The following is a 22,997-nucleotide window of genomic DNA, read 5'->3' on the forward strand; positions in this document are numbered from 1 at the left end:
CTGCGCACCGCTACTAGCGCTTGTCCTCCTGCGGCTGTAATTCATGGCCATGATCAACGTTTTGCGTTCGCCCGATTTCCAGCAGAGCCAGAGACTGCGCCTCAACACGCTGATCCGGTTGCGCTGGCTTGCCATTGTCGGGCAGAGCCTGACGGTGCTCGTCGTCGCCTATGGGCTGAAGTTTCCGCTGCCGGTCAGCCTCTGCTTTGCCCTGATCGCCTGTTCGGCCTGGATGAACCTGTTTCTCGCCTTCCGCTTTCCGGCGGCGCATCGGCTGACGCCGCTTGCCGCCTTCGGCATCCTCATCTTCGACAGCCTGCAGCTTGCCGGCCTGCTCTACATGACCGGCGGCCTCACCAACCCGTTCTCGCTGCTGATGACCGTGCCTGTCGTCATTTCGGCGACATCGCTGCCCCTGCGCCTGACCGCCATCCTCGGCGGGCTGGTCATGTCGGCGGCGACCTTTCTGGTCTTTGTCCATCTGCCGCTGCCCTGGCATGAGGACGCGCCGCTGGCGATGCCTTTTCTCTATGTCGCCGGCATGTGGATGGCGGTGCTGTCCTCGATCGCCTTCACCGCCATATACGCCTTCCGGGTGGCCGCCGAAGCCCGGCTTCTGGCCAATGCGCTCGCTGCAACAGAGCTGGTGCTGCAGCGCGAGCAGCACCTTTCGGCACTCGACGGGCTGGCCGCCGCGGCCGCGCATGAGCTCGGCACGCCGCTCGCCACCATCGCGCTTGTCGCCAAGGAGATGGAAAAGGCGCTCGGCAAGGATGCGAAATATGGGGAAGACGTAACGCTGTTGCGTTCGCAGAGCGAGCGTTGCCGCGAGATTCTCAAGCGGCTGACCAGCCTGTCCTCCGAGGGCGAAGCGCATCTTTCGCGATTGCCATTGACCTCGCTGGTCGAGGAGGTCACCGCGCCGCACCGGGACTTCGGCATCTCGATCCAGCTTCGGCCCGGCGAACGCATCGGCCCCGAGCCGGTCGGGCGACGCAATCCGGGCGTCATCTACGGCCTCGGCAATTTGGTCGAGAACGCCGTCGATTTCGCCCGCAAAAGCGTCACCGTGCACTGGAGCTGGGACGAGGCCACCGTCACCTTCTCGATCATAGATGACGGCCCCGGCTTTCCGGCCGAGATCATCGACCGCATCGGCGAGCCCTATATGTCGACGCGCCAGGGCAATGAAACCGGCGGCGGTCTGGGCCTCGGCCTGTTCATCGCCAAGACCCTGCTCGAACGCTCCGGTGCCGTGCTCGATTTCCGCAATTCGAGCGGCCTGGGCGAGGGCGCCATGGTACAGATATCGTGGCCGCGTGGTGTGTTCCTCAATCCGGAAATCACTTCGGCCAGCATGTTCGACACCGCCTGAGAGCCTTGAAGGACCTCTAAAAATTGGACAATCGGGCTCAGGAACTATATTTGCGTAAAATTAAGGCAGCAGGAATTTTGAGACTATGACAGGCGACGAGAATATTGGCGCAATGGTTGAAGGCGAGGACACCTCGCTGCTTGTCGTCGATGACGACAAGCCGTTCCTCACGCGTCTGGCCCGCGCCATGGAAGCCAGGGGCTTCGTGGTCGAGACGGCCGAGAGCGTCGAGGAGGCGGTTGCCAAGGCGCGCGCCAATCCACCCGCCTACGCTGTAGTCGACATGCGGCTCGGCGACGGCAACGGCCTCGACGTGGTCGCGGCCATCCGCGAAAAGCGCGAGGATTCCCGCACCATCATCCTGACCGGCTATGGCAACATCGCCACCGCGGTGACCGCGGTCAAGCTCGGTGCGGTCGATTATCTCTCCAAGCCCGCCGACGCCGATGATATCTTCGCTGCACTCACCCGCACCGCCGGCGAGCGCGCGGCGCCGCCTGAAAACCCGATGTCGGCCGACCGCGTCCGTTGGGAGCATATCCAGCGCGTCTATGAGATGTGCGAGCGCAACGTCTCCGAGACAGCGCGCCGGCTCAACATGCACCGCCGCACCTTGCAGCGCATACTGGCCAAGCGCGCGCCACGTTAGGATCGCAGGGTGTCGCTTGGGGCCAAGTTTGTAACCAGCGGCGGAGAGGGCCCAATCGCCGAAGTCAGCGCTGCCCCTCATCGCCCTGCCGGGCACTTCTCCCCGTATAGTGACGGGGAGAAGGGGCTAGCCGCAACCTAGGCGTAGTTTCTGTAACGTTGGTGATTGGCGAAATCATAAATGACAGCGTCCCTCTCCCCGTCACTATACGGGGAGAGGATGCCGGCAGGCAGGTGAGGGGCGGCGCTAGCGCTTGGACAATGAAGCCCGCCAAACAGGCGGCATGACGGAGGCGACATGCAGGATTTGAAGCAGCGGCCGATTTCCGTCTTCCGCGAATTTCTCGATAGCGAAGCGGCCGGCGGCATCATCCTGATGGTGGCAGCGGCACTGGCGCTGATCGTCGCCAACTCGCCGCTCGCCGAAACCTATTTCTCCGCGCTCCACGCCTATCTCGGCCCGCTCAGCGTCTCGCATTGGGTCAATGACGGGCTGATGGCGGTGTTCTTCCTGCTCGTCGGGCTGGAGATCAAGCGCGAGATGCTGGACGGCCAGCTCTCCACCTGGCCCCGGCGCGTGCTGCCCGGCATCGCCGCTGCTGGCGGCATGCTGGTTCCGGCACTCGTCTATGTGGCCGTCAACCGCAACAATGCGGCAGCCCTGTCCGGCTGGGCGATCCCGACCGCCACCGACATCGCTTTCGCGCTCGGCGTGCTGTCGCTGCTCGGCAGCCGCGTGCCGGCTTCGCTGAAGGTGTTCCTCACAGCCCTTGCCATCATCGACGACCTCGGAGCCGTCATCATCATCGCCATCTTTTACACCAGCGGCCTTTCGCTGGCTTATCTGGGTGCCGCCTTCGCCGTCATTGCCGGGCTTGTAGTGCTCAACCGCATGCGGGTGATGACGCTTGTGCCCTATCTCGCTCTGGGCGTCGTCCTGTGGGTCCTGGTGCTGAAATCTGGCGTCCATGCAACGCTTGCCGGCGTGGCGCTGGCGCTGACCATCCCGCTCGCGCGCTCCGCCGGGATCGGCCACGATCTCGACCATTCGCCGCTGCACCGGCTCGAACACGGCCTGCACAAGGTTGTGGCCTTCCTCGTCATCCCGATCTTCGGCTTTGCCAATGCCGGCGTTTCGCTCGCCGGCCTCAGCATCAGTGCGCTGATCGAGCCGTTGACGCTGGGTGTCGCCGCCGGCCTGGTGGTCGGCAAGCTGGTCGGCGTGTTCGGCTCCTCGGCACTTGCCATCCGGCTCGGTCTTGCCGACCTGCCAGCCAATGCCGGCTGGACGCACATGATCGGCATATCGCTGCTGTGCGGCATCGGCTTCACCATGAGCCTGTTCATCGGCCTGCTCGCCTTCGCCGGCCACGTGGCGCTGCAGGACGCGGTCAAGGTCGGCATCCTCGCCGGTTCCTTCATCGCCGCTATCCTGGGCGCTGCCGTGCTGCTCATGGCGCCCGCCAGGGGTGGCGTGGAGGACGGTGAAGAGTAGAGGCAGTCTTAGGACTTGGGGGACAATCGCTACTCGCTCTCACCCTCCAGCGCCGGCACCGACACGCCGGCAAGCTCTGCCGCCAGCAGCCGCGAAGCGCCGGCCCGCGCGATCCGCAGCATCAGCGCTTTGCGCGTTGCCGCTGCCATGCGGTGCTCGGGCGCATTGCGCAGGATCTCGGCGCCATAGCCGTCGGAGAGGATGAAGCCGCACTCCTGGGGAAAGATCTCCGAGGGCACGCCGGGATGGGTGGCGAAGAAGAAGCGGTCGGAATGCAGCCGGTAGTCGGGCCATTTGCGGTCGACCCTGAAATCCTCGATCGAGGATTTGATCTCGATGATCCAGATATCTCCCTGCCGGGTCAGCGCGACGAGGTCGGCGCGGCGGCCCGTGGCCAGCGACAGTTCGGGCAACACATGTGCGCCCATATCCATGAGCAGCCGCTGTACGCCGCGCCGCACCAGCATGGCGCGTTCGGACTGGCGGCCGTCGATGAGAGGATTGATGAGGATGGGGGAGATGATCGGCATGCCAGGCACCATGCCAGATTTTGTTCACGGTTTGAACCTGTTTTATGAAGGCGATTGTATGGTTGACAGACCCGCTTGCTTAAGACCCTAGCTTTGCTAGCCTTCGCTTGGGTTTGGGGGATTGAGACATGAATGCCGTTGAGTTTATCGACAAGATTCTAACGCCGCTCGGTGGTGGGCTTGGCGCCCTGCTGGCGTGCCGGTTTTCACCGCAACTTCGTGCGCAGGTTAAGCCGGGGCTGGAATATGTGATGGCAGCTATCGTCGTGCTGATTCTAGGAGCTATCAAATGGCTCTAGGCGCTACCCAGCCGTAGGCGGCTTCACCGGCCCTGTCCCGTTCTACCGATGATTGCACATTGGTACGGGCTATATGGGTTGACTAGCACGTCGATTTGCGAGCCCGCGTTGCTGGCGGTGCAGAACGGCACCAACCACGGACTGGTTTCGATGCGGTAGACCGTTCCATCAATCACATATTGCAGCAGATAGCGGTTTGGGCCCTCGCCGCCGTCAATAAACTTCAAAACTTCAGCAGATGTCGGCGTCCAATCCCTTGTGTGGCTCCGCAGCCAGCTGTTGTGAATGAATACGGCGGTTAAGAATATTGCCCCGCAGATTAGGCAAGCCAGAATGAATTCCATCGAAACCGCTCAGGTTGGCTCTTTGCTGCCCTTCTTATCATCCTTTGGCGGTTATTTCCTTTGCGATATTTTCCTTCGCGCCCGCCAGAGTGGGAGTGACATACCCGGATATACCCTAAAGAAGTCAGGCATTGATCCTTGAAAGATTGAGTTTGCGGTGCATACCGTCGCTTCCATGGGGACGGGTGACGCAAAATCGAACACTAAAGAAGGCCAACAAGTATGGGCCTTTGACCTTGACGCTCTGCGCAAGGCTTTCAGAAAGTCCGTTCGGGAGCATAAAGTCACGGCGGCTGATTGGGCGGAACACGCCAAGCAGTTCCTCGAAAAACAAAGAGATCGTCAGCGCGAATCGACATGATATGCCGCGCCCATCAATTTCCACTTAGTAACCTTAAGATAGCAGAAAAAAATCTTTGCGCGTTACCAACCAAAGTCAGATGCAACCGCTTTAGTTCCGCGAATGTCGAATGGCATAAGCAGGGAGACGTCGCTTCGACACTTCCGTGAAGTGCGCAACCCATCTGCGGGTGGCGCATGGCTTTCTGTAAATTAGCTAAAGCTAATTTAAGTGAAAGGTGATATTTTGGAAGCAGCCGGGGCTCCCCCAATACACCCCGCTCCGGTCAGGCCCGGTGGCGGTCCACCCAAAGGAAGGCTACCGGGCCGATCCCTGCAACCAACCGGTGATCCGCTCGTTGACCCCATGCCGGGTTGATCCCCCGGCACTCCAGGACCTGCCCGCTGCCGAGGGGCGGCGGGCCTTTTTTGCCGATTGGATTCAAGCCCGCAGCGATAGCGAAGGCTCCGGCGGATGCCGGAGCCTTCGCGTTTGGTGATCCCGTCAGAAGTGGATCCAGAAGGATCTGCGGAAGCATCGCCGGCGCCAATAGCCATTGCGCCAATAGCGACGGCAAACCCGCCTCCACCCGCGTCGGCGACGGCGGCGGTGCCATCTGCGGTGCCGCACGAACTCGACGCCGTCCTGAACATCGGGACCATCCGGGCCGAGAATGTCGTCGGATGATTTGTCGAGTTCATCGAGAATGCCGGGCCCCGTATCAGGGATGCCGGCCAGGGCGGTGGCAGGACGCGCGATTGCGACGACGGTCGCAGCCCCTGCAAGCCCAAGCATTCCAGTCAGAAACAATCGCCGATCCATGCCAACCTCCATCGTTGATCATTGCGACAAGGGAAGACATAGAGCGGCAGATTGACGCGCCCAGATGCCGAAGAAAATTGGGTCAATCCCCCTGCCGTGCCGGCGGCGGATCTTTTTAGCGGTCTCCGACAATCCACGCGGCCAAATGCGCCTGTTCCCAGGGATCATTCCTCCGACAAGCCGGTCGCCGTTGCGTCCGTTTCAATGCTCACCGGCACGCCCTGGCGCAGGGAGTTGCTGACCGTGGAAATCGCCGCGGCCCTTGTGATGATCTCCGCCGGGTCGGAGCCGTCCAGCGTCGTGCATGAAACCTTCATGATTGACGAGGTCGCGAGCAAAGGCTTGCCTTCGAGGTTCAGCGTGACGGTCACCGCGATCTTGTTGAGCGTTACACCCATTTCCTCGGCGACGTAGCGAAGGTCGTTGCAGAAGCAGCCGCCGATCGCCAGGGCGAGCAGTTGGCCGCCATTGAAGCCCAGGCCCATGCCGCCGGCCTTGCCTTCGGGCCGGTCGACGATGATCGTGTGGCCGCCGGCCCAGCCCATGGCGGCTTGCGTGTCCTCCACATTGCGCAGTTCGACGGTCATCGAGACCATTGCTGATGTCCTCCCGGCAGGAGTCGACCAGGCGTCGGGCCTCGTCGACGTAGAGTCATTATGCAGGCGCAGAGGCGGCCTTGTCGCTGGGCAACGCCGCCCCCGCCATGTCATCAAGGATCGGACAATCCGGCCTCTCGTCGCCGTGGCAGGCATGGATCAGTTTCTGCAGCGTCGAGCGCATCGACTGCAGCTCGCGCACTTTCTCCTCGATCGCCGTGACATGGGCGGCGGCGATTTCGCGCACGTTGTGGCTGGCGCGGCTGCGATCCTGGTAAAGCGCCATCAACTGGCGGCAATCGTCGATGGAAAAGCCGAGATTGCGCGCGCGGCGCAGGAAGGCCAGCCGATGGATGTCGTCTCCGGAATAATCGCGGTAGCCGTTGGCGGCGCGCGCCGGGGCGATCAGGCCGATCTCTTCATAGTAGCGGATGGTCTTGGCCGGCAGGCCGGAGCGGTGGGCGGCGTCACCGACATTCATGACGGTTCTCCTCGATTTCCAGGAACCCATGGAGCAGGCCCCTTGAATTTGCTTCACAATCCTGTGAGTCCTGTTGCCAAAATGCCATAGTGATACGCTTACCGGTACGTCAAGGCAGGCATATAGGCATCGCGCGCTTGGCAAGCAAAGCAAATGCCAGCATGAATGATGATGAGAGAGCGGCCGACTCGTGCCGCCGAAGTTGGGCGGGGCACCGGATCACCTGATGCGCATGAAGTCGTTTGCAATCATCGCCGCACTGGCGCTCTCCACTGCTATCGCCGGTTGCAGCACCATCGGCTCGCAGATATTCTCCAACAACTACGGCGCGATCACCGACGCAGGTTATCAGCTGCCGCGCATCCCGATCGAGAAAGTGCCGATGAAGTACCATCGGCAGGAAGTGAACTACGACAGCCCGGAAAGGCCGGGCACGATCATCGTCGATACGCAGAACAAGTTCCTCTACTTCATCGAGGGCGACGGAAGGGCCATTCGTTACGGCATCGGCGTCGGCCGCGAGGGCTTCGAGTGGCATGGCACCGCACACATTGCGCTCAAGCGCGAATGGCCGACCTGGACGCCGCCGAGGCAGATGATCCAGCGCCAGCCGGAATTGGAAAAGTTTGCCGGCGGCATGCAGCCAGGCCTGAAGAACCCGCTCGGCGCGCGCGCCATGTACCTGTTCAACAAGGGCGGTGATTCAGGCTATCGCCTGCATGGCAGCCCGGAGTGGAATTCGATCGGCAAGGCGATGTCGTCTGGCTGCATCCGCCTGATGAATCAGGACATTATCGACCTCTATGACCGCGCCTCGGTCGGCGCCAAGGTCATCGTTCTCTAGAGGCAGTTTTCGTACGCGGACCGTCTAGGCAACAACGGACGTCCCAAGCAGAAAACCGGGCAATTCGGCCCGGTTTTTTGTTGTTTGCGCGATGCGACGCCTGCTCGGTGGTCAGGACACCGCCGAGAACGAGGTGGGAGCCAAAATTTGGTTGGTGATTGTCTCGGTGATCTGGCCGTCACGCTCGGAATCTTCCCGCGCCTGCGTCCAGGCCGGGTCCTTCACGAACGCCGTCCAGCGCTCTTCGCGTTCGGCCAGCGATTCCCATGCCAGCATGTAGGTCAGGTCGTTGTTCGAAGCACCGATCAGCGTGGTAAAGAAACCCGCTTGGCGGATACCGTGCTTCTCCCACAATTTGAGGGTGATCTTGTCGAAACGATCAAGAAGCGCCGGCAAGCGCCCCGGCAAAGCCCGGTAAACCCGAAGTTCGTAGATCATTTTGGAGTTCCTTCTGGCCGAGGCGCCGGAAGCGAAGAAATCGGACCAGATGGTCAGCAGGGTAGAATTTTAAAGGGGGCGTCAGGAGACCTGCTCGACCTGCTGCACTTCCGGCACGAAATGGCGCAGAAGGTTCTGGATGCCGTGCTTCAGCGTCGCCGTCGAGGATGGGCAGCCGGCGCAGGCGCCCTTCATATGCAGGAACACCGTGCCATTCTCGAAGCCGCGGAAGGTGATGTCGCCGCCATCCTGGGCGACCGCCGGGCGCACCCGCGTGTCGAGCAGTTCCTTGATGGTGATGACCAGCTCCTCGTCGGCCTTGTCGTAGAACTCACCGGTCTGGCTGGTCTCGGCGGCCGGGCCGGCCTTGGCCATGACGGGCGCGCCGGACATGAAATGCTCCATGATGGCGCCGAGGATCGCCGGCTTCAAATGCTGCCAGTCGGGGCCATCCTTGGTCACGGTGATGAAGTCATAGCCGAAGAAAACGCCGGTGACGCCAGGAATTTCGAACAGCCGGCCGGCCAGCGGCGAGGCGACGGCGGCGCTGTCGGCATCGCGGAAATCGGCGGTGCCTTCCAGAAGCACCTCCTTGCCGGGCAGGAATTTCAGCGTCGCCGGGTTTGGCGTCGATTCGGTCTGGATGAACATGGCCGTCTCCGTGCCCGTTTGGGCATCTAGTTTGGAACAATTCTAAATAGGCTCAATTGGCTGGACATTCAAGCGAAACGCATCGCCGGAACAGCTGGCTGGCGGAATGTTTTTCGCGCCCATCATCGGACCGGCATCACCCGAAGAGCAGAATCTCAGGCCAGGCTGTCAATTTCCTCGTCCGACAGGTTCTGCGGCACGACAGTCACCGGGATCGGGAAGGCGGCACCCTTGCCGGCCACGGCGCCGACCAGCGGCCCCGGCCCTTCCTTGCCCGCACCGGCGGCCAGCACCAGGATGGCGATGTCCTGGTCTTCCTCGATCAATTTGTGGATCTCTTCCGTCGGCTTGCCTTCGCGCACCACCATCTCGGGCTCGATGCCGAGCTTCTGGCGCACCTTGTTGGCATAGCTGTCGAGCGCGGCGCGCGCGGTGGCGTTGGCTTCCTCGCGCATGATCTTCTCGACACCCAGCCAATGCTGGAAATCGTCCGGCACGATGACATAGAGCAGCACCAGCGTGCCGCTGGTGCTCTGCGCCCGTTTCGAGGCATAGGCGACGGCACGCTCGCATTCCGGCGTGTCGTCGATGATCGTCAGGAATTTCCTGCGATGGCCGGCTTCGCGGCTGAGGCGTTTGGAGACCATGTCTATCTACTCGGTGTCGTGCGGCCGCAATCTGCCACTGCGGGGGACCGGCGGCAAGTCGCCGGCCTTGTGCCAGTGCACCCGATGTCGCGATCAGCCCTGCAGCAGGCCGATAATGTCGCGCACCGTCTTCATCGTCGCTTCGGCCAGCACGCCGGCGCGCTCGCCGCCGTCCTTGAGCACAGCGTCGACATAGGCGCGGTCATCCGAAATGCGGCGCATCTCGCTGGCGATCGGCGCCAGTTTTTCCACTGCAAGATCGGCCAAGGCCGGCTTGAACACGGAAAACTGCTGACCGGCGAATTCCTTGAGTACATCCGCCTTCGATATCTCGGCGAGACCCGCATAGATGCCGACCAGGTTCTCCGCCTCGGGCCGGCCGGCCAGGCCGTCCAGCTCGCTCGGCAACGCTTCCGGGTCGGTCTTGGCCTTGCGGATCTTCTTCGAGATGTCGTCGGCATCGTCAGTCAGGTTGATGCGCGACAAATCCGACGGGTCCGATTTGGACATTTTCTTGGAGCCGTCGCGCAGCGACATGATGCGCGCCGCCGGCCCGCCGATGACCGGCTCGGTCAGCGGGAAATAACCGTTGACGGTCTCTTCGCCGACCTGCATCTCGACGCCGACGCCAAGGGCCGCGATGCGGTCGGAGAAGTCGTTGTTGAATTTCTGCGCGATGTCGCGGGTGAGTTCCAGATGCTGCTTCTGGTCCTCGCCCACCGGCACGTGGGTGGCACGGTAGAGCAGGATGTCGGCAGCCATCAGCGAAGGATAGGCAAGCAGGCCGAGCGAGGCGTTCTCGCGATCCTTGCCGGCCTTGTCCTTGAACTGCGTCATACGGTTCATCCAGCCGATGCGCGCCACGCAATTGAAGATCCAGGCGAGCTCGGCGTGCTGCATGACCCGCGACTGGTTGAAGACGATGTGCTTCTTCGGGTCGATGCCCGAGGCCAGGAACGCAGCGGTGATCGACCGCGTCTGATCGGCCAGGTCTTCATAAACGAGTTGGGCTGTCAGCGAATGCAGGTCGACGACGCAATAGATGCAATCGGAGGTGTCCTGCAGGGCAACAAATTTCTTGATGGCGCCGAGATAGTTGCCGAGGTGCAGATTGCCGGTCGGCTGGACACCGGAAAAGACGAGTGGCTTGAAGGCGGTCATGATTGTCCTCATGGCTTGTGGAGGGCCGTATAAGCGTGATTCCGAAAAGTTGCAGACTTTTCGGAGCCAATCGCGCGGCTGGAAACCGCGCGCGGCGAAAGTCTTGCGACGGCGCGCTTATGGACGAAGACGGCGCTGCGATCAAGACGGCGCTGCGGGCGTGTCGGGCGCTCTACTCGTCCAGGTCGGTCTTTGCGACCGGTGGCGCCGACTTGCCCGATCCCCGCTTGACGTTGCGTCGGATCATGCCGAAATCGGCACCGCCTGTGGCGAAGGCGGTGATGAAATAAAGCAGCGCTCCGCCGGCAACCAGCGACAGCAGCGTCGTCGCCTTGACCGCCAGCGGCGAGCCCGGCCCTAGCCTGACGGCGAACCAGTGCTCGGCAAAATAGAGTGCCGCCCCCATTACGGCCGCCGACAGCACCAGCCGTGGAATGCGCTTCATCAGCGGCACGTCGCGCCCCCAATGGCCGCGCCGGATCAAGACGCCGAGCAGCATCACCGCGTTGACCCAGCCGGCGACGGCCGAGGCCACAGCGATGCCGGGCGCGCCCATCCGTGGAAACAGCGTCAGCGCCGTGGTAACGTTCACCGCCACCGAGATGGCGGCAAAGATCATCGGCGTGCGCGTGTCCTCGCGGGCGAAATAGCCTGGGGTGAACGCCTTGATCAGCACGAAAGCCGGCAGGCCGAGGCCGAAGATCGCCAGGATCGCCGCCACTGTCGGCGTCGAGCCGTTGGCGGCGAACGCGCCGCGCTCATAGACCAGCCGCACGATCGGCTCCGACATCACCCAGAGTGCCGCGGCTGCCGGCAGCGTCAGGAACAGCGTGAACTCGACCGAGCGGTTCTGCAGATTGGCCGCCTCGATTAGATTGCCCGACTTCAGCGCCCGCGACAGTTCGGGCAACAGCACGATCGCCACCGCAACACCGACCACGCCGAGCGGCAATTGGTAGATGCGGTCGGCATAGGCGAGCGAGGATACCGCGCTGTTCTGCGCCGAGGCGATCGCCGTGCCGATCAGCTGGTTGATCTGGGTGATGCCGCCGGTGATGGCCGCCGGCAGCGCCAGGATCAGCAGCCGCTTGACCGCGGGCGTCATTTTCGGCCGGCGGAAGCCGATCGAGATGCCGGCGTGGCGCACCGCCACCCAGACGATCGCCAGTTGCACCAGTCCGGCGGCAAGCACGCCCCAGGACAGCCCGTAGCCGACGGTGAGGGCATCCGAGCCCTTGTACCAGGCATAGGCGAGCACGCCGATCAGGATGATGTTGAGGAACACCGGTGCCACCGCGGCGGCGAAATAGCGGCGCAACGAATTCAGCATGCCCGCCATCATCGCGCCCAGCGACATGCAGATCAGATAGGGAAACATGATCGTCGCCAGCGTCACCGTGGTGTCGAACTTCCCCGGCGTGCCGGCAAAACCCGGCGCCACCAGAAAGCGCACGATCAGCGGCATCGACAGTTCCATGATGATCGTCAGCGCCAGCAGCGCCGTGAACAGCACGCCGAACACTTCCTCGGAAAAGCGCTTGGCGCCTTCGGTTCCGTGGGTTTCGATCTCCTTGGCGAACAGCGGCACGAAGGCGGCGTTGAAGGCCCCCTCGGCAAACAGCCGGCGAAAGGTGTTGGGAAACTGGAAGGCGGCGTTGAAGGCATCGGCGACCGGTCCGGTACCGAGGGCGGCAGCCATCAGCATCTCGCGGCCGAAACCGAGCGCGCGGCTCATCAGCGTGCCGGAAGCGACCGTTGCGAATTTCTTGACGAGGCTCATGCTTTTGGGAACTGCCTGCGCAATTGGGACAAAGTGATGGTCGTTGTCACTCGGCCGCCGCCCTGGACTTGCCGCCGCGTTCGGGCACGATGCCTTCGAGCGTTGCCATCAGCCGATTGCGGATGGTGGCGATGCGGGCCGGGCTATCTATCTTCTGGCCAGTGAGATCGGTGACATAGAAAGTGTCGATGACCTTTTCGCCGAAGGTGGTGATGTGGGCCGATGCGATGTCGAGCGACAGGTCGGAAAGCGTTCCGGTGATCTCCGACAGCAGTCCCGGCCGGTCGAGGCCCTCGACCTCGATGACCGAAAAACGGTTCGACAGCGTGTTGCGGATTTCGGCGCGCGGCGGGATCTTGAACACCTTGGAGCCGCGCCGCGGCTTGGTGCGCTTCTCGATCATTTCCGGCAGCCAACTCTTGCCCGACAGCACGTCCTCGATCAGCCGGCCGACACGCTCGGCACGCCGGCGCTCGTCCTCGTCGCGATCGAATTCTCTGCTGATCAGGATCGTGTCGAGCGCGCGGCCATCCGACGTCGTGAAGATCTGCGCGTCGACAATGTTGCCGCCGGCTCCGGCGCAAGCCCCGGCGATGACCGAGAGCAGGCGGGGGTGGTCCTGCGCCAGCACGGTGATTTCGGTCACCGCCTCGAACTGGTGGGTCTTGACCATGGTGGCAAGCTTGTTGCCTGACACGTCGGCTTCGCGGATGAACTCGGCATGGCGCAACTGGTCTGCGAGATCGACGGTCAAAAGGTAATTCTCGTAGTGTTGGCCGACATAGCGCTTGCGGGCCTTGTCCGGCCAGTCGGCAAGCGCCTCGGCCAGGCGCTCGCGCGCCGCCGCCGTGCGCTGCGCGCGCGACACTTCCGAAAACCCGCCGGTCAGCAGCAATTCGGTCTCGTAGTAGAGCGTGCGCAGCAGCTGGCCCTTCCAGCCGTTCCAGACACCGGGTCCGACGCCCCTGATGTCGCAGACGGTGAGGATCAAAAGCAGCTTCAGCCGCTCGACCGACTGCACGATCGCGGCAAAATCCTCGATGGTCTTGCGGTCGTTGAGGTCGCGGGTCTGCGCCGTCATCGACATCACGAGGTGGTTCTCGACCAGCCAGGCCACGGTTTCGGTATCGGCAGGCGACAGCCCCATATGCGGGCAGATGCGACCGGCGATCCTGGCCCCCGCCTCGGAATGGTCCTCCGGCCTGCCCTTGGCAATGTCGTGCAGCAATACGGCGACATAGAGCGCCTCGCGGCTCTTCTTCAGGCCCGGCATCAGCGTGTGCGAGAGGGGGTGGACCTTTTCGCCGTCGCCGCGCTCGATCTCGGCCAGCACGCCGATGCAGCGGATCAGATGCTCGTCCACCGTGTAGTGGTGGTACATCGAGAACTGCATCATGGCGACGATCTTGCCGAAATCCGGGATCAGCCTGCCGAGCAGTCCGGCTTCGTTCATGCGACGCAGATTGAGTTCGGCATTGCGATCCGAGGTCAATATGTCGAGGAACAGCCGGTTGGCCTCCTCGTCGCGCCGCAGCGACTTGTTGATCAGGCCGAGCGAACGGGTCAGCAGCTTCAGCGCGTCGGGGTGGAATTCCAGACCGTGCTTGTCGGCGAACCAGAACAGCCTGAGCAGATTGACCGGATCGCGCTCGAACACCAGGTCGTCGGCGATGTTGATGCGGTGGTTGTCGACAATGAAATCGGAGGTGCCGGCCAGCTTGCGCTTGCGCCTGGAGAAAGTCAGGAAGATGCGGTTGAAGCCAGGAACGTGCTTGGCTTGCTCCTCCTCGAGCGCAGCGCAGAAGATGCGGGTCAGGTCGCCAACGTCCTTGGCAACGAGGAAGTAGTGCTTCATGAAGCGCTCGACCGCCGACAGGCCGGGGTGCGTGGTGTAGCCGAGCCGTTCGGCGATCTCGCGCTGGATGTCGAAATGCAAGCGCTCTTCGGCCTTGCCGGTGAGGAAATGCATGTGGCAGCGTACCGCCCACAGGAAATCCTCGGCCTTCTGGAACTCGCGGTATTCGCCCTCGGTGAAGACGCCCTTGTCGACCAGTTCCTCGCCGGTGCGCACTCGATAGAAATATTTGCCGATCCAGAACAGCGTCTGCAGGTCGCGCAGGCCGCCCTTGCCGTCCTTGACGTTGGGCTCGACCAGATAGCGGCTTTCGCCGGCCTTGGCATGGCGGTCATCGCGTTCGGCAAGCTTGGCCTGAACATATTCGGGGCCGGTCGTGCGCACCACCTCATGGTCGAACCGCAGCATCAGTTCATCATAGAGCTTTTCCTCGCCCCACAGGAAACGTGCTTCGAGGATCGAGGTGCGAATGGTGACATCGGTGCGCGACAGGCGCAGGCATTCGTCGATGTTACGGGTGGCGTGGCCGACCTTCAGCCCCAGGTCCCACAGCATGTAGAGCATGTATTCGACTGTCTGTTCGCCCCACGGCGTCTGCTTGTAAGGCAGCAGGAACAGAAGGTCGATGTCGGACCCTGGCGCCAGCGTTCCACGGCCGTAGCCGCCGACAGCGACGACGGCCATGCGCTCCGCCGAAGACGGATTCTTGACCCGGTAGACGTGGGTGACGGCGAAATCGTAAAGCGCCCGGATGATCTCGTCCATGAGGTGCGACAGCCGCGCCGCGCAGGCGCTGCCGCCGCCATCGTCCATCAGCATGCGTTCGGCAATGGCGCGCCCTTCCGCCAGTCGTCCCTTGAGCAGTTGGAGCACGCCATTGCGCGCGACCTGCCCGGAGCCGTCGCCCGCCGTGGCCGCGGTCAGCGCGGTCATCTCGCGGCGCAAGGCTTCGCCGTCGATCAATTCGTCGAGCTTCAGGGAGATTCTTGCCATATACCCAGCCGGCCTTGCCGTTCGGCGGCGTCTATAGCGCGTTTTCGCGACGCTGGGTATGGGGCGTTGAAAGCCGGTTCAAGACCCGGCTGATCTCTGGCTCGGATAAGTAAATGGAATGACCATTCTCCGCTTCAGTCGACAGAAATCGGCAATGCGCTTGCCTATTCGCCGAGCCTCGGCTTTTACCGTCGCTATGGCTGTCTTTCTGCGTCTCCCGGTCCCGACGGCGCACTGGATATCGCGCTTTTCCCTGAGCAGGCTTGGCAATTGGAGCGCCCTGTCGCCAAGGAACTGATCTTGTGCGCAGAGCGCAGGAACAAGCTGATAGATCGTCTCGCCTCGCAAAACCGAAAACTCGGGGTTGAAGACAAGGTCGTCGACAGCGATGCCGATCTCCTCTGTGGCCTTGATCAGGTCGAGCGCGGTTTGCCTGGAGATGATGTAGCCGGCGGTTCCTATATGTCCGGCGTCGAGTTTGGATGTGGAAAAGCCGTGACCGATGGCAATGCGCTTGCGTCGGATCACGGTCTTGCAAAAATAGCTTTCGAGCTTGACGACTTCGGCATCGGCTGGAATCCAGTCGCTGTCGCGAAGCAATGCGCCGGCTTTCGCGGCAAAGACGATGTCGTCCTCGAAGATTGCCCCGTAGCGAGCGTCGCCTTGCGCGATGGCGGCCCAGCAGGCCCGGTGACTGAGCAGGCAGGCGATCTCGCCGTCAGTCAATGGCAGCCTGTTCCGATATCCGACATTTTGCGGCAGCTGGTCCAGGTCCGGCCGATCCCGTGCGTCGATGGCCTGAACGCGTTCGAATGGGACGTCGATGCGGGCAAACTCCGCCGTCACACGGGCAAGGCGATCGGGAGACCGATCGAGATTGATGACCAGACGCTTCATTGCCAAAGAAAATCTCACCCCGGGACGCTCGCTCTCTAGCAGGCGTGGTGTTGCCGCGTGAGACTTTTTTTGGGGTGGATGGACGCGCGGTGGACCGGAGAAGAAAAGTCGAAACAGCCCTTGACCTTCCAGTTACTGGAAGCCCTATCTCCACGTCACACACCGATCCATCGAGGCATTTTCGAATGACGCATTCCGATCACGATCATCACGCGCATGGTAGCTGCTGCTCGACAAAAGGCGCGGTGCCCACCACGAAGAGCGTCGTCCGCGACCCGGTCTGCGGCATGACTGTCGATCCGGTCGCCGGCAAGCCGACGACCGAGCATAATGGCCATCCCTATCATTTCTGCAGCCAGGGCTGCCGCGCGAAATTCGTCGCCGAGCCGGAAAAATTCCTGACGGCCACCGATCCGGTCTGCGGTATGAGCGTCGACCGCGCGACAGCCAGGCACTTTGCCCGCCACGAAGGCCAGGGCTTTCACTTCTGCTCGGCCGCCTGCCAGGCGAAATTCGAGGCGGAGCCGCAAAAATATCTCGGCGACAGGCCGGCACCGCAGCCGATGCCCAAAGGCACGCAATACACCTGCCCGATGCATCCCGAAATCATCCGCGACAAGCCAGGATCCTGCCCGATCTGTGGCATGGCGCTGGAGCCGATGGGCGTACCAACGGGCGACGAAGGGCCAAATCCCGAGCTGGTCGATTTCACCAGGCGGTTCTGGGTGAGCGCTGCCTTGTCGGTCCCCCTTCTGATCATCGCCATGGCACCCATGATCGGCCTGACGTTTGAAGGTCTGGTCGAGGACCGGGCAAAAGTCTGGATCGAACTGGTCCTGGCAAGTCCGGTGGTGCTTTGGGCCGCCTTCCCCTTCTTCCACCGGGGCTGGGACTCGCTCGTCAACCGCAGCCCCAACATGTGGACGCTGATCTCGCTCGGCGTTGGTGCTGCCTATCTCTACAGCGTCGTAGCCACGCTGTTTCCGGACATTTTTCCGCATCAGTTCCGCGGCCATGGCGGTGCGGTACCGGTCTATTTCGAGGCTGCTGCCGTCATCGTTGCGCTGGTCTTCCTTGGCCAGGTGCTGGAGCTGCGCGCCCGTGAAAAGACCGGCTCGGCAATCCGCGCCTTGCTTGATCTCGCGCCGAAGGCCGCGCGGCTGATCGCCGCCGATGGGTCCGAAGGGGATGTGCCGCTCGACGCCGTCAAGGCCGGCGATCGCCTGCGCATACGCCCCGGTGACGCCGTGCCGGTCGATGGCACGGTGCTGGAAGGGCGATCCTCGATCGACGAATCGATGATCACGGGCGAGCCGTTGCCGGTCGAGAAGGTCGAGGGCGATGCGCTGACCGGCGGCACGCTCAACAAGAATGGTGCGCTGATCATGCGCGCTGAGAAGGTCGGCGCCGAGACGACGCTGGCGCGCATCGTCGATCTCGTCGCCAAGGCGCAGCGCTCGCGCGCCCCGATTCAAGGGTTGGCCGATCGCGTTTCTTTCTACTTTGTCCCGGCCGTCGTCCTTGTCGCGATTGTCGCTTTCATCGCCTGGGCCGTGTTTGGACCCGAGCCCAGCCTGATCTTTGCCATCGTCTCGGCGGTGTCGGTGCTGATCATCGCTTGCCCCTGTGCGCTCGGCCTCGCCACGCCGATGTCGATCATGACCGCCACCGGGCGCGGAGCGCACGCCGGTGTGCTGATCAAGGAGGCCGCAGCACTCGAACGCTTCGCTTCCGTCGACACGCTGATCGTCGACAAGACGGGGACGCTGACCGAAGGCCGGCCGAAGCTGACCGATGTCGTTGCGGCAAACGGTTTTTCCGAGGAGGAATTGCTGGCGCTTGCCGCCGGTCTGGAGAAGGGGTCGGAGCATCCTCTGGCTGAAGCCATCGTCGACGGCGCTGCTACGCGCGGCGTGACCGTTGCCGAGGCCAGCGCCTTCGAGGCGGTCACCGGCAAGGGCGTGTCCGGTTCGGTCTCGGGAAAGACGGTCGCGCTCGGCAATGCCGCGATGATGGCGGACCTTGGCGTCGACATCGCAGCCATCTCTGCCAAGGCCGAGGCGTTGCAACTCGAAGGCAAGACGGCGATGTTCGTCGCTGTCGACAAGAAGCTGGCCGGCATCGTCGCCGTCGCCGACCCTATCAAGGCAACGACGGCCGAGGCGATCAAGGCGCTGCATGAAAGCGGCTTGCGCATCATCATGGCGACCGGCGACAATGAACGCACGGCCAACGCGATCGCCAGAAGCCTCGGCATCGACGAGGTCCGCGCCGCCCTGCTGCCGGAACAGAAGGCAGCCCTTGTCGAGGAACTGCGCGCAAAAGGCGCCGGTGTTGCCATGGCCGGCGACGGCGTCAACGACGCACCGGCCCTTGCAGCTGCCGATGTCGGCATCGCCATGGGCACTGGCGCCGATGTCGCTGTCGAAAGCGCCGGTATCACTCTGGTCAAGGGCGACCTCAACGGTATCGTGCGCGCCCGCACGCTGGCGCAGGCGACGATCCGCAACATCCGCCAGAACCTGTTCTTTGCCTTCCTCTACAATGTGCTTGGCGTGCCGGTCGCCGCCGGCGTGCTCTATCCGCTCACCGGCACGCTTCTGTCGCCGATGCTGGCGGCGGCGGCGATGAGCCTGTCTTCGGTGTCGGTGATCGCAAACGCGTTGCGGCTGAGAACATTGAAACTCTGATCCAAGCCCCCAAATACGAAACCCATCCAACAGGAGACCATGAATGACCTTCGCCAAAAAACTCGTGCTGCTGCTGATGGCAGCCGGAATGCTGGTTGCCGTCTTCCTCGAAAGCGTTCCGGCGCAAAGCGAAGAGATGAAACACGACATGGGCGCCATGGCGGCGGATGCGACCAGCCCTTCGACGGAAGGCTACAAGGCGGCGATGGACAAGATGCATGCCGACATGATGGCGTCCGACTATACCGGCAATGCCGATGTCGATTTCGTCAGAGGCATGATCCCGCACCATCAGGGTGCGATCGACATGGCCAAGGTCGAACTCGCCAATGGCAAGGATCCGGAAATCCGCAAGCTGGCCGAAGGCGTCATCGCCGCGCAGGAAGCCGAGATCAAGCAGATGCAGGCCTGGCTCGCCGCCCATCCGGTGAAGTAAGTCTTCAGCCATCGTCAGCGCGGCGAGAACGCCTCTGGATTTCTCGTCCAGCCTGTGATGCGATCGGCCCAAATGGAGCCCGCAATGCCGTCGACCATCAGAACCACCAAACTGCCCTCAGGCGAAGCCGTTCAGGTGCTTGGCCAGGGCACATGGAAAATGGGCGAGAATAACAGTCGCCGCACCTCTGAGGTCAACGCCCTCAAGCTCGGCCTCGACCTCGGCATCACGCTGATCGACACCGCTGAAATGTATGCCAGCGGCGGTGCCGAGGAGGTGGTGGCCGACGCTATCGCCGGACGCCGAGACGAGACCTTCCTGGTCTCGAAAGTTCTACCGTCGAACGCTTCACGCGCGGGCGTGCAGCGCGCCTGCGAAAACAGCCTGAAACGCCTGCGCACCGACCGCATCGACCTCTATCTCTTGCATTGGCCTGGCAGCGTGCCTCTGACCGAAACGGTCGCGGCTTTCGAGACCTTGAAAAAGGCCGGCAAGATCCGCCACTGGGGCGTCAGCAATTTCGACACCGACGAGATGGAAGAGCTGATTGGCGTGCCCGATGGCGGCAATGTCCAGACCAACCAGGTGCTTTACAATCTGGTCCGGCGCGGCCTCGAATTCGACCTGGCGCCCTGGAGCCGGCAGCGCAACATTCCGCTGATGGCCTATTCGCCGGTTGAGCAGGGCGCGTTGGCGCGCAATGCCAGGCTCGACGCGGTCGCCGCTCGCCACGATGCGACCTCCGCGCAGATCGCCCTGACCTGGGTCATGCATCAGGAGGGCGTCATCGCCATCCCGAAAGCCAGCAGCCAGGAGCATGTCCGCCAGAATGTCGCGGCGCTCGACATCAAGCTGACGCCGCAGGACATCGCCGATCTCGACCGCGCCTTCCCGCCACCAGCGCGCAAGCGCGGGTTGGAGATGATCTGACTATATCCCCGCCAGCCCCTTCAGCCGGTAGAGCGCTTCCAGCGCCTCGCGCGGCGTCATCTCGTCGGGATTGATCTCGCCGAGCGCCATACCCAGCGCATCGCTTTTGGGCGGCTTCGGCGCTTCCCGCTTCACCGCCACCGAAAACAGCGGCAAATCGTCCACCAGCCGGTTCGTCTTGCCCGAAACCTCACCTTCCTCAAGCTGGTGCAGCACTTCCTTGGCGCGGTCGACCACCGCTTCCGGCAGGCCGGCCAGCCGTGCCACCTGCACGCCGTAGGAGCGGTCGGCGGCCCCCTTGCCGACCTCGTGCAGGAAGACGACGTCGTTTTCCCATTCCTTGACCCGCATGGTCACGTTGGAGAGCCGCGCCAGCTTGCCGGCCAGCGAGGTCATTTCGTGAAAGTGAGTAGCGAAGATCGCCCGGCAGCGGTTCTTCTCATGCAGATATTCGACCGCCGCCCACGCGATCGACAGGCCATCGAAAGTGGCGGTGCCGCGGCCGATCTCGTCGAGGATCACCAGCGCGCGTTCACCGGCCTGGTTGAGGATCGCCGCCGTCTCGACCATCTCGACCATAAAGGTCGAGCGGCCGCGCGCCAGATCGTCCGAGGCGCCGACCCGCGAGAACAGCCGGTCGACGACGCCGATATGGGCGGAGGTCGCCGGCACGAAGGAGCCGGTCTGGGCCAGGATGGCGATCAGGGCGTTCTGCCGCAGGAACGTCGATTTACCGCCCATGTTGGGGCCGGTCAAAAGCCAGATCGCGCCGTTCCTGGCGCTGCCATCCGGCGACAGGTCGCAATCATTGGCAACGAACGGGCCTTCGCCCGAACGGCGCAAGGCCTGTTCGACCACCGGATGCCGCCCGCCCGCAATCTCGAAGGCAAGGCTGGAATCCACCACCGGCCGGCACCAGGCTTCGCTTTCCGATAAAAGCGCGAGCGCCGCCGAGACGTCGAGCACGGCCAGCGCATCCGCGCCGGCGCGGATATTCTCCGCTTCACCGACCGCTTCCATCGTCAGCGCGTCGAAGGCGGCAAGCTCGATGCTGAGCGCCCGGTCGGCGGCATTGGCGATCTTGGTCTCGAGTTCGGCGAGCTCGGTCGTGGTGAAGCGCATGGCGTTGGCCATGGTCTGGCGGTGGATGAAGCGCGCCTTGGCGCCATCGCTGCCGGTCATCACCGCATGATGGTTGGCGGTCACCTCGATATAGTAGCCAAGCACATTGTTGTGCCGGATTTTCAGCGAGCGGATGCCGGTCTCGTCGATCAGCGAGCGCTCCAGCCCGGCGATCACCTTTCGCGATTCGTCGCGCAGCGCCCGCATCTCGTCGAGATCGGCATGGTAGCCGCCGCGCAAGAAGCCGCCATCGCGCTTGAGCAGCGGCAGTTCGTCGCCAAGCGCCTGGGTCAGATGCTGGGCCAGCGCCTCGGGCAGAGCATGGATGGCGGCCAATGCCGCCGCAAGTTCCGGGGGCAGGGCGGTCGCGGCAAAGATTTCGGCGATCGCGACTGCCGCCTCGAAGCCGGCGCGCAGCGCGCCAAGGTCGCGCGGCCCACCCCGGTTGAGCGCCAGCCTCGACAGTGCGCGCGGCATGTCGGCAACGCTCTTCAGGCTCGACCGCACCGCTTGGCAGAGCCGCGTTTCGGAACGGAAGAACGACACCGAATCCAGCCTGGCGCCGATGGCCGCGGGATCGGTCAGCGGCGCCATCAGCCGGTCGGCGAGCAACCTTGCGCCGCCGCCGGTCACCGTGCGGTCGATCGCCTTGAACAGCGACCCTTCGCGGCTGCCCGACAGCGTGCGCAGCAGTTCCAGATTGCCGCGTGTCGCCGGATCGATGAACAGGGTCGAGCCCTGCTCTTCGCGCTCGGGCCGCGACAGCGGCGGGCGCTCGGCCTTCTGCGTCTTCTCGACATAGGCGATGGCGCCGGAGATCGCCGACAGTTCGGCGCGCGAAAAGGCGCCAAAGGAGTCCGGTGTCGCCACATCGAAGAAGCGGCCGATGCGTCCCGTGGCCGAGGCCGAATCGAACAGTGATGGTGGCTGCGGGCTGGCGACGCGGCCGAGCACCTCGAACACCGGCTTCAACTCCGGATCGTGGAACACCGGCTCGGCGACGATCAGCTCGCGCGGATCGACACGGAAGATGTCGGCCAGCAGCCGGTCGGCGGTGGTGTCGGTGACGCGGAAGGCGCCGGTCGAGATGTCGATCCAGGCCAGCGCGAAACTGTGATCGGCTCCGCCCTTCACCCGCCCCAGCGCCATCAGGAAACTCGATTCCGAGGGCGCCAGCAATTTGTCCTCGGTGATGGTGCCCGGTGTCACCAGCCGCACGACGTCGCGGCGCACCACCGATTTGCCGCCGCGTTTCTTGGCCTCGGCCGGATCCTCGATCTGTTCGCAGACGGCGACGCGGAAGCCCTGGCCGATCAGCTTTTGCAGATAGTCGTCGGCGGCATGCACCGGCACCCCGCACATCGGGATGTCGAGCCCTTGATACTTCCCCCGCTTGGTCAGCACGATGCCGAGCGCCCGGCTCGCCTTCTCGGCATCATCGAAGAACAGCTCGTAGAAATCGCCCATGCGATAGAACAGCAGCGAATCGGGGTTCGCCGCCTTGATCTCGATAAATTGCTCGATCATCGGCGTGGCGCCGGCATGGACGGTCGGCGCCGGCGTCATCGCCTCGGGGGCGTCTGGCTCGTTCGGGCTGTGCATGTTCATGCGCGGCACGCTAGC

21 protein-coding genes are annotated in these 22,997 nt (G+C 63.2%); 8 read left to right on the top strand and 13 right to left on the bottom strand.

From position 1 onward, the window contains the following. Positions 1 to 43: 43 nt before the first annotated feature. The 3 genes from AC0L2U_RS08370 (at position 44) to nhaA (ending at position 3,518) form a co-directional block, all read left to right on the top strand. The gene (locus AC0L2U_RS08370) at positions 44 to 1,375 is read left to right on the top strand and encodes an ActS/PrrB/RegB family redox-sensitive histidine kinase (RefSeq protein ID WP_127808125.1); all 1,332 of its coding nucleotides are present in this window, start codon (positions 44 to 46) and stop codon (positions 1,373 to 1,375) included. Between the two features lie 85 nt (positions 1,376 to 1,460). Continuing rightward, positions 1,461 to 2,024, top strand: coding sequence for an ActR/PrrA/RegA family redox response regulator transcription factor (locus AC0L2U_RS08375; RefSeq protein WP_013528072.1), 564 nt, complete (start codon positions 1,461 to 1,463; stop codon positions 2,022 to 2,024). A gap of 297 nt (positions 2,025 to 2,321) precedes the next feature. Continuing rightward, positions 2,322 to 3,518 carry a Na+/H+ antiporter NhaA gene (nhaA, locus tag AC0L2U_RS08380; protein WP_473601730.1) on the top strand — a complete coding sequence of 399 codons (1,197 nt, stop codon included), beginning with the start codon at positions 2,322 to 2,324 and terminating at the stop codon, positions 3,516 to 3,518. Between the two features lie 29 nt (positions 3,519 to 3,547). Here the strand turns inward: nhaA and AC0L2U_RS08385 are convergent, their stop codons facing one another. Further along, the gene (locus AC0L2U_RS08385) at positions 3,548 to 4,048 is read right to left on the bottom strand and encodes an MmcB family DNA repair protein (protein WP_164895743.1); all 501 of its coding nucleotides are present in this window, start codon (positions 4,046 to 4,048) and stop codon (positions 3,548 to 3,550) included. A gap of 128 nt (positions 4,049 to 4,176) precedes the next feature. On the opposite strand from AC0L2U_RS08385, the gene AC0L2U_RS08390 reads away from it, so the two are divergent. Further along, a complete protein-coding gene (locus AC0L2U_RS08390; RefSeq protein ID WP_164895742.1) occupies positions 4,177 to 4,347 on the top strand; it encodes a hypothetical protein in 171 nt (56 codons plus the stop codon). 23 nt (positions 4,348 to 4,370) lie between these two features. Here AC0L2U_RS08390 and AC0L2U_RS08395 read toward each other — a convergent pair whose 3' ends face one another. The 4 genes from AC0L2U_RS08395 to cueR form a co-directional block, all read right to left on the bottom strand. After that, positions 4,371 to 4,691: a hypothetical protein gene (locus AC0L2U_RS08395; protein WP_128289501.1), complete on the bottom strand. Its 321-nt coding sequence runs from the start codon at positions 4,689 to 4,691 to the stop codon at positions 4,371 to 4,373. A gap of 124 nt (positions 4,692 to 4,815) precedes the next feature. Further along, a complete protein-coding gene (locus tag AC0L2U_RS08400; protein WP_128289500.1) occupies positions 4,816 to 5,076 on the bottom strand; it encodes a hypothetical protein in 261 nt (86 codons plus the stop codon). A gap of 941 nt (positions 5,077 to 6,017) precedes the next feature. Next, a complete protein-coding gene (locus tag AC0L2U_RS08405) occupies positions 6,018 to 6,449 on the bottom strand; it encodes an OsmC family protein (RefSeq protein WP_127382669.1) in 432 nt (143 codons plus the stop codon). A gap of 58 nt (positions 6,450 to 6,507) precedes the next feature. Beyond that, positions 6,508 to 6,930 (bottom strand): Cu(I)-responsive transcriptional regulator, encoded by a 423-nt coding sequence (cueR, locus tag AC0L2U_RS08410; protein ID WP_128362966.1) that lies wholly within the window; start codon positions 6,928 to 6,930, stop codon positions 6,508 to 6,510. Positions 6,931 to 7,156: 226 nt separating this feature from the next. Here cueR and AC0L2U_RS08415 point away from each other — a divergent pair, with 226 nt between their 5' ends. Beyond that, positions 7,157 to 7,774, top strand: coding sequence for a L,D-transpeptidase (locus AC0L2U_RS08415; protein ID WP_292660555.1), 618 nt, complete (start codon positions 7,157 to 7,159; stop codon positions 7,772 to 7,774). Positions 7,775 to 7,885: 111 nt separating this feature from the next. Here AC0L2U_RS08415 and AC0L2U_RS08420 read toward each other — a convergent pair whose 3' ends face one another. From AC0L2U_RS08420 to AC0L2U_RS08450, 7 genes are all read right to left on the bottom strand, one after another. Continuing rightward, positions 7,886 to 8,212, bottom strand: a complete 327-nt coding sequence (locus tag AC0L2U_RS08420) for an NIPSNAP family protein (RefSeq protein ID WP_127269475.1) — start codon at positions 8,210 to 8,212, stop codon at positions 7,886 to 7,888. A gap of 81 nt (positions 8,213 to 8,293) precedes the next feature. Continuing rightward, entirely contained in the window at positions 8,294 to 8,863 is a 570-nt protein-coding gene (locus AC0L2U_RS08425; RefSeq protein WP_023811631.1) for a NifU family protein, read from the bottom strand. 155 nt (positions 8,864 to 9,018) lie between these two features. Beyond that, positions 9,019 to 9,510, bottom strand: a complete 492-nt coding sequence (locus AC0L2U_RS08430; protein ID WP_013528063.1) for a universal stress protein — start codon at positions 9,508 to 9,510, stop codon at positions 9,019 to 9,021. 93 nt (positions 9,511 to 9,603) lie between these two features. Then, on the bottom strand, positions 9,604 to 10,671 hold the full coding sequence (gene trpS, locus AC0L2U_RS08435) for a tryptophan--tRNA ligase (RefSeq protein ID WP_127256391.1): 1,068 nt from the start codon (positions 10,669 to 10,671) through the stop codon (positions 9,604 to 9,606). A gap of 172 nt (positions 10,672 to 10,843) precedes the next feature. Continuing rightward, positions 10,844 to 12,451 (bottom strand): murein biosynthesis integral membrane protein MurJ, encoded by a 1,608-nt coding sequence (murJ, locus tag AC0L2U_RS08440; protein ID WP_128289498.1) that lies wholly within the window; start codon positions 12,449 to 12,451, stop codon positions 10,844 to 10,846. 46 nt (positions 12,452 to 12,497) lie between these two features. Beyond that, positions 12,498 to 15,299 carry a [protein-PII] uridylyltransferase gene (locus AC0L2U_RS08445; RefSeq protein ID WP_292696702.1) on the bottom strand — a complete coding sequence of 934 codons (2,802 nt, stop codon included), beginning with the start codon at positions 15,297 to 15,299 and terminating at the stop codon, positions 12,498 to 12,500. A gap of 78 nt (positions 15,300 to 15,377) precedes the next feature. Continuing rightward, positions 15,378 to 16,196, bottom strand: a complete 819-nt coding sequence (locus AC0L2U_RS08450; RefSeq protein ID WP_127395943.1) for a glycosyltransferase family 25 protein — start codon at positions 16,194 to 16,196, stop codon at positions 15,378 to 15,380. 185 nt (positions 16,197 to 16,381) lie between these two features. On the opposite strand from AC0L2U_RS08450, the gene AC0L2U_RS08455 reads away from it, so the two are divergent. From AC0L2U_RS08455 to AC0L2U_RS08465, 3 genes are all read left to right on the top strand, one after another. After that, a complete protein-coding gene (locus AC0L2U_RS08455; protein ID WP_473601731.1) occupies positions 16,382 to 18,886 on the top strand; it encodes a heavy metal translocating P-type ATPase in 2,505 nt (834 codons plus the stop codon). A 43-nt stretch (positions 18,887 to 18,929) separates the two neighbouring features. Continuing rightward, positions 18,930 to 19,322, top strand: a complete 393-nt coding sequence (gene copM / locus AC0L2U_RS08460) for a CopM family metallochaperone (RefSeq protein ID WP_127321683.1) — start codon at positions 18,930 to 18,932, stop codon at positions 19,320 to 19,322. Positions 19,323 to 19,406: 84 nt separating this feature from the next. Then, complete coding sequence (locus tag AC0L2U_RS08465; RefSeq protein ID WP_292660543.1) at positions 19,407 to 20,252, top strand: aldo/keto reductase; 846 nt, start codon at positions 19,407 to 19,409, stop codon at positions 20,250 to 20,252. Here the strand turns inward: AC0L2U_RS08465 and mutS are convergent, their stop codons facing one another. After that, the gene (gene mutS / locus AC0L2U_RS08470; RefSeq protein ID WP_473601732.1) at positions 20,253 to 22,982 is read right to left on the bottom strand and encodes a DNA mismatch repair protein MutS; all 2,730 of its coding nucleotides are present in this window, start codon (positions 22,980 to 22,982) and stop codon (positions 20,253 to 20,255) included. It abuts the gene before it with no gap. Between the last annotated feature and the right edge of the window lie 15 nt (positions 22,983 to 22,997).

The organism is Mesorhizobium sp. WSM4808 (genome assembly GCF_055811675.1).

Coding starts and splice junctions, on each gene's coding strand:
- AC0L2U_RS08450 (WP_127395943.1), bottom strand. CDS start 16,196: ATGAAGCGTCTGGTCATCAATCTCGATCGGTCTCCCGATCGCCTTGCC.
- AC0L2U_RS08405 (WP_127382669.1), bottom strand. CDS start 6,449: ATGGTCTCGATGACCGTCGAACTGCGCAATGTGGAGGACACGCAAGCC.
- nhaA (WP_473601730.1), top strand. CDS start 2,322: ATGCAGGATTTGAAGCAGCGGCCGATTTCCGTCTTCCGCGAATTTCTC.
- trpS (WP_127256391.1), bottom strand. CDS start 10,671: ATGACCGCCTTCAAGCCACTCGTCTTTTCCGGTGTCCAGCCGACCGGC.
- AC0L2U_RS08395 (WP_128289501.1), bottom strand. CDS start 4,691: ATGGAATTCATTCTGGCTTGCCTAATCTGCGGGGCAATATTCTTAACC.
- mutS (WP_473601732.1), bottom strand. CDS start 22,982: ATGAACATGCACAGCCCGAACGAGCCAGACGCCCCCGAGGCGATGACG.
- AC0L2U_RS08390 (WP_164895742.1), top strand. CDS start 4,177: ATGAATGCCGTTGAGTTTATCGACAAGATTCTAACGCCGCTCGGTGGT.
- murJ (WP_128289498.1), bottom strand. CDS start 12,451: ATGAGCCTCGTCAAGAAATTCGCAACGGTCGCTTCCGGCACGCTGATG.
- AC0L2U_RS08445 (WP_292696702.1), bottom strand. CDS start 15,299: ATGGCAAGAATCTCCCTGAAGCTCGACGAATTGATCGACGGCGAAGCC.
- AC0L2U_RS08370 (WP_127808125.1), top strand. CDS start 44: ATGGCCATGATCAACGTTTTGCGTTCGCCCGATTTCCAGCAGAGCCAG.
- AC0L2U_RS08425 (WP_023811631.1), bottom strand. CDS start 8,863: ATGTTCATCCAGACCGAATCGACGCCAAACCCGGCGACGCTGAAATTC.
- AC0L2U_RS08465 (WP_292660543.1), top strand. CDS start 19,407: ATGCCGTCGACCATCAGAACCACCAAACTGCCCTCAGGCGAAGCCGTT.
- cueR (WP_128362966.1), bottom strand. CDS start 6,930: ATGAATGTCGGTGACGCCGCCCACCGCTCCGGCCTGCCGGCCAAGACC.
- copM (WP_127321683.1), top strand. CDS start 18,930: ATGACCTTCGCCAAAAAACTCGTGCTGCTGCTGATGGCAGCCGGAATG.
- AC0L2U_RS08455 (WP_473601731.1), top strand. CDS start 16,382: ATGACGCATTCCGATCACGATCATCACGCGCATGGTAGCTGCTGCTCG.
- AC0L2U_RS08420 (WP_127269475.1), bottom strand. CDS start 8,212: ATGATCTACGAACTTCGGGTTTACCGGGCTTTGCCGGGGCGCTTGCCG.
- AC0L2U_RS08430 (WP_013528063.1), bottom strand. CDS start 9,510: ATGGTCTCCAAACGCCTCAGCCGCGAAGCCGGCCATCGCAGGAAATTC.
- AC0L2U_RS08385 (WP_164895743.1), bottom strand. CDS start 4,048: ATGCCGATCATCTCCCCCATCCTCATCAATCCTCTCATCGACGGCCGC.
- AC0L2U_RS08415 (WP_292660555.1), top strand. CDS start 7,157: ATGCGCATGAAGTCGTTTGCAATCATCGCCGCACTGGCGCTCTCCACT.
- AC0L2U_RS08375 (WP_013528072.1), top strand. CDS start 1,461: ATGACAGGCGACGAGAATATTGGCGCAATGGTTGAAGGCGAGGACACC.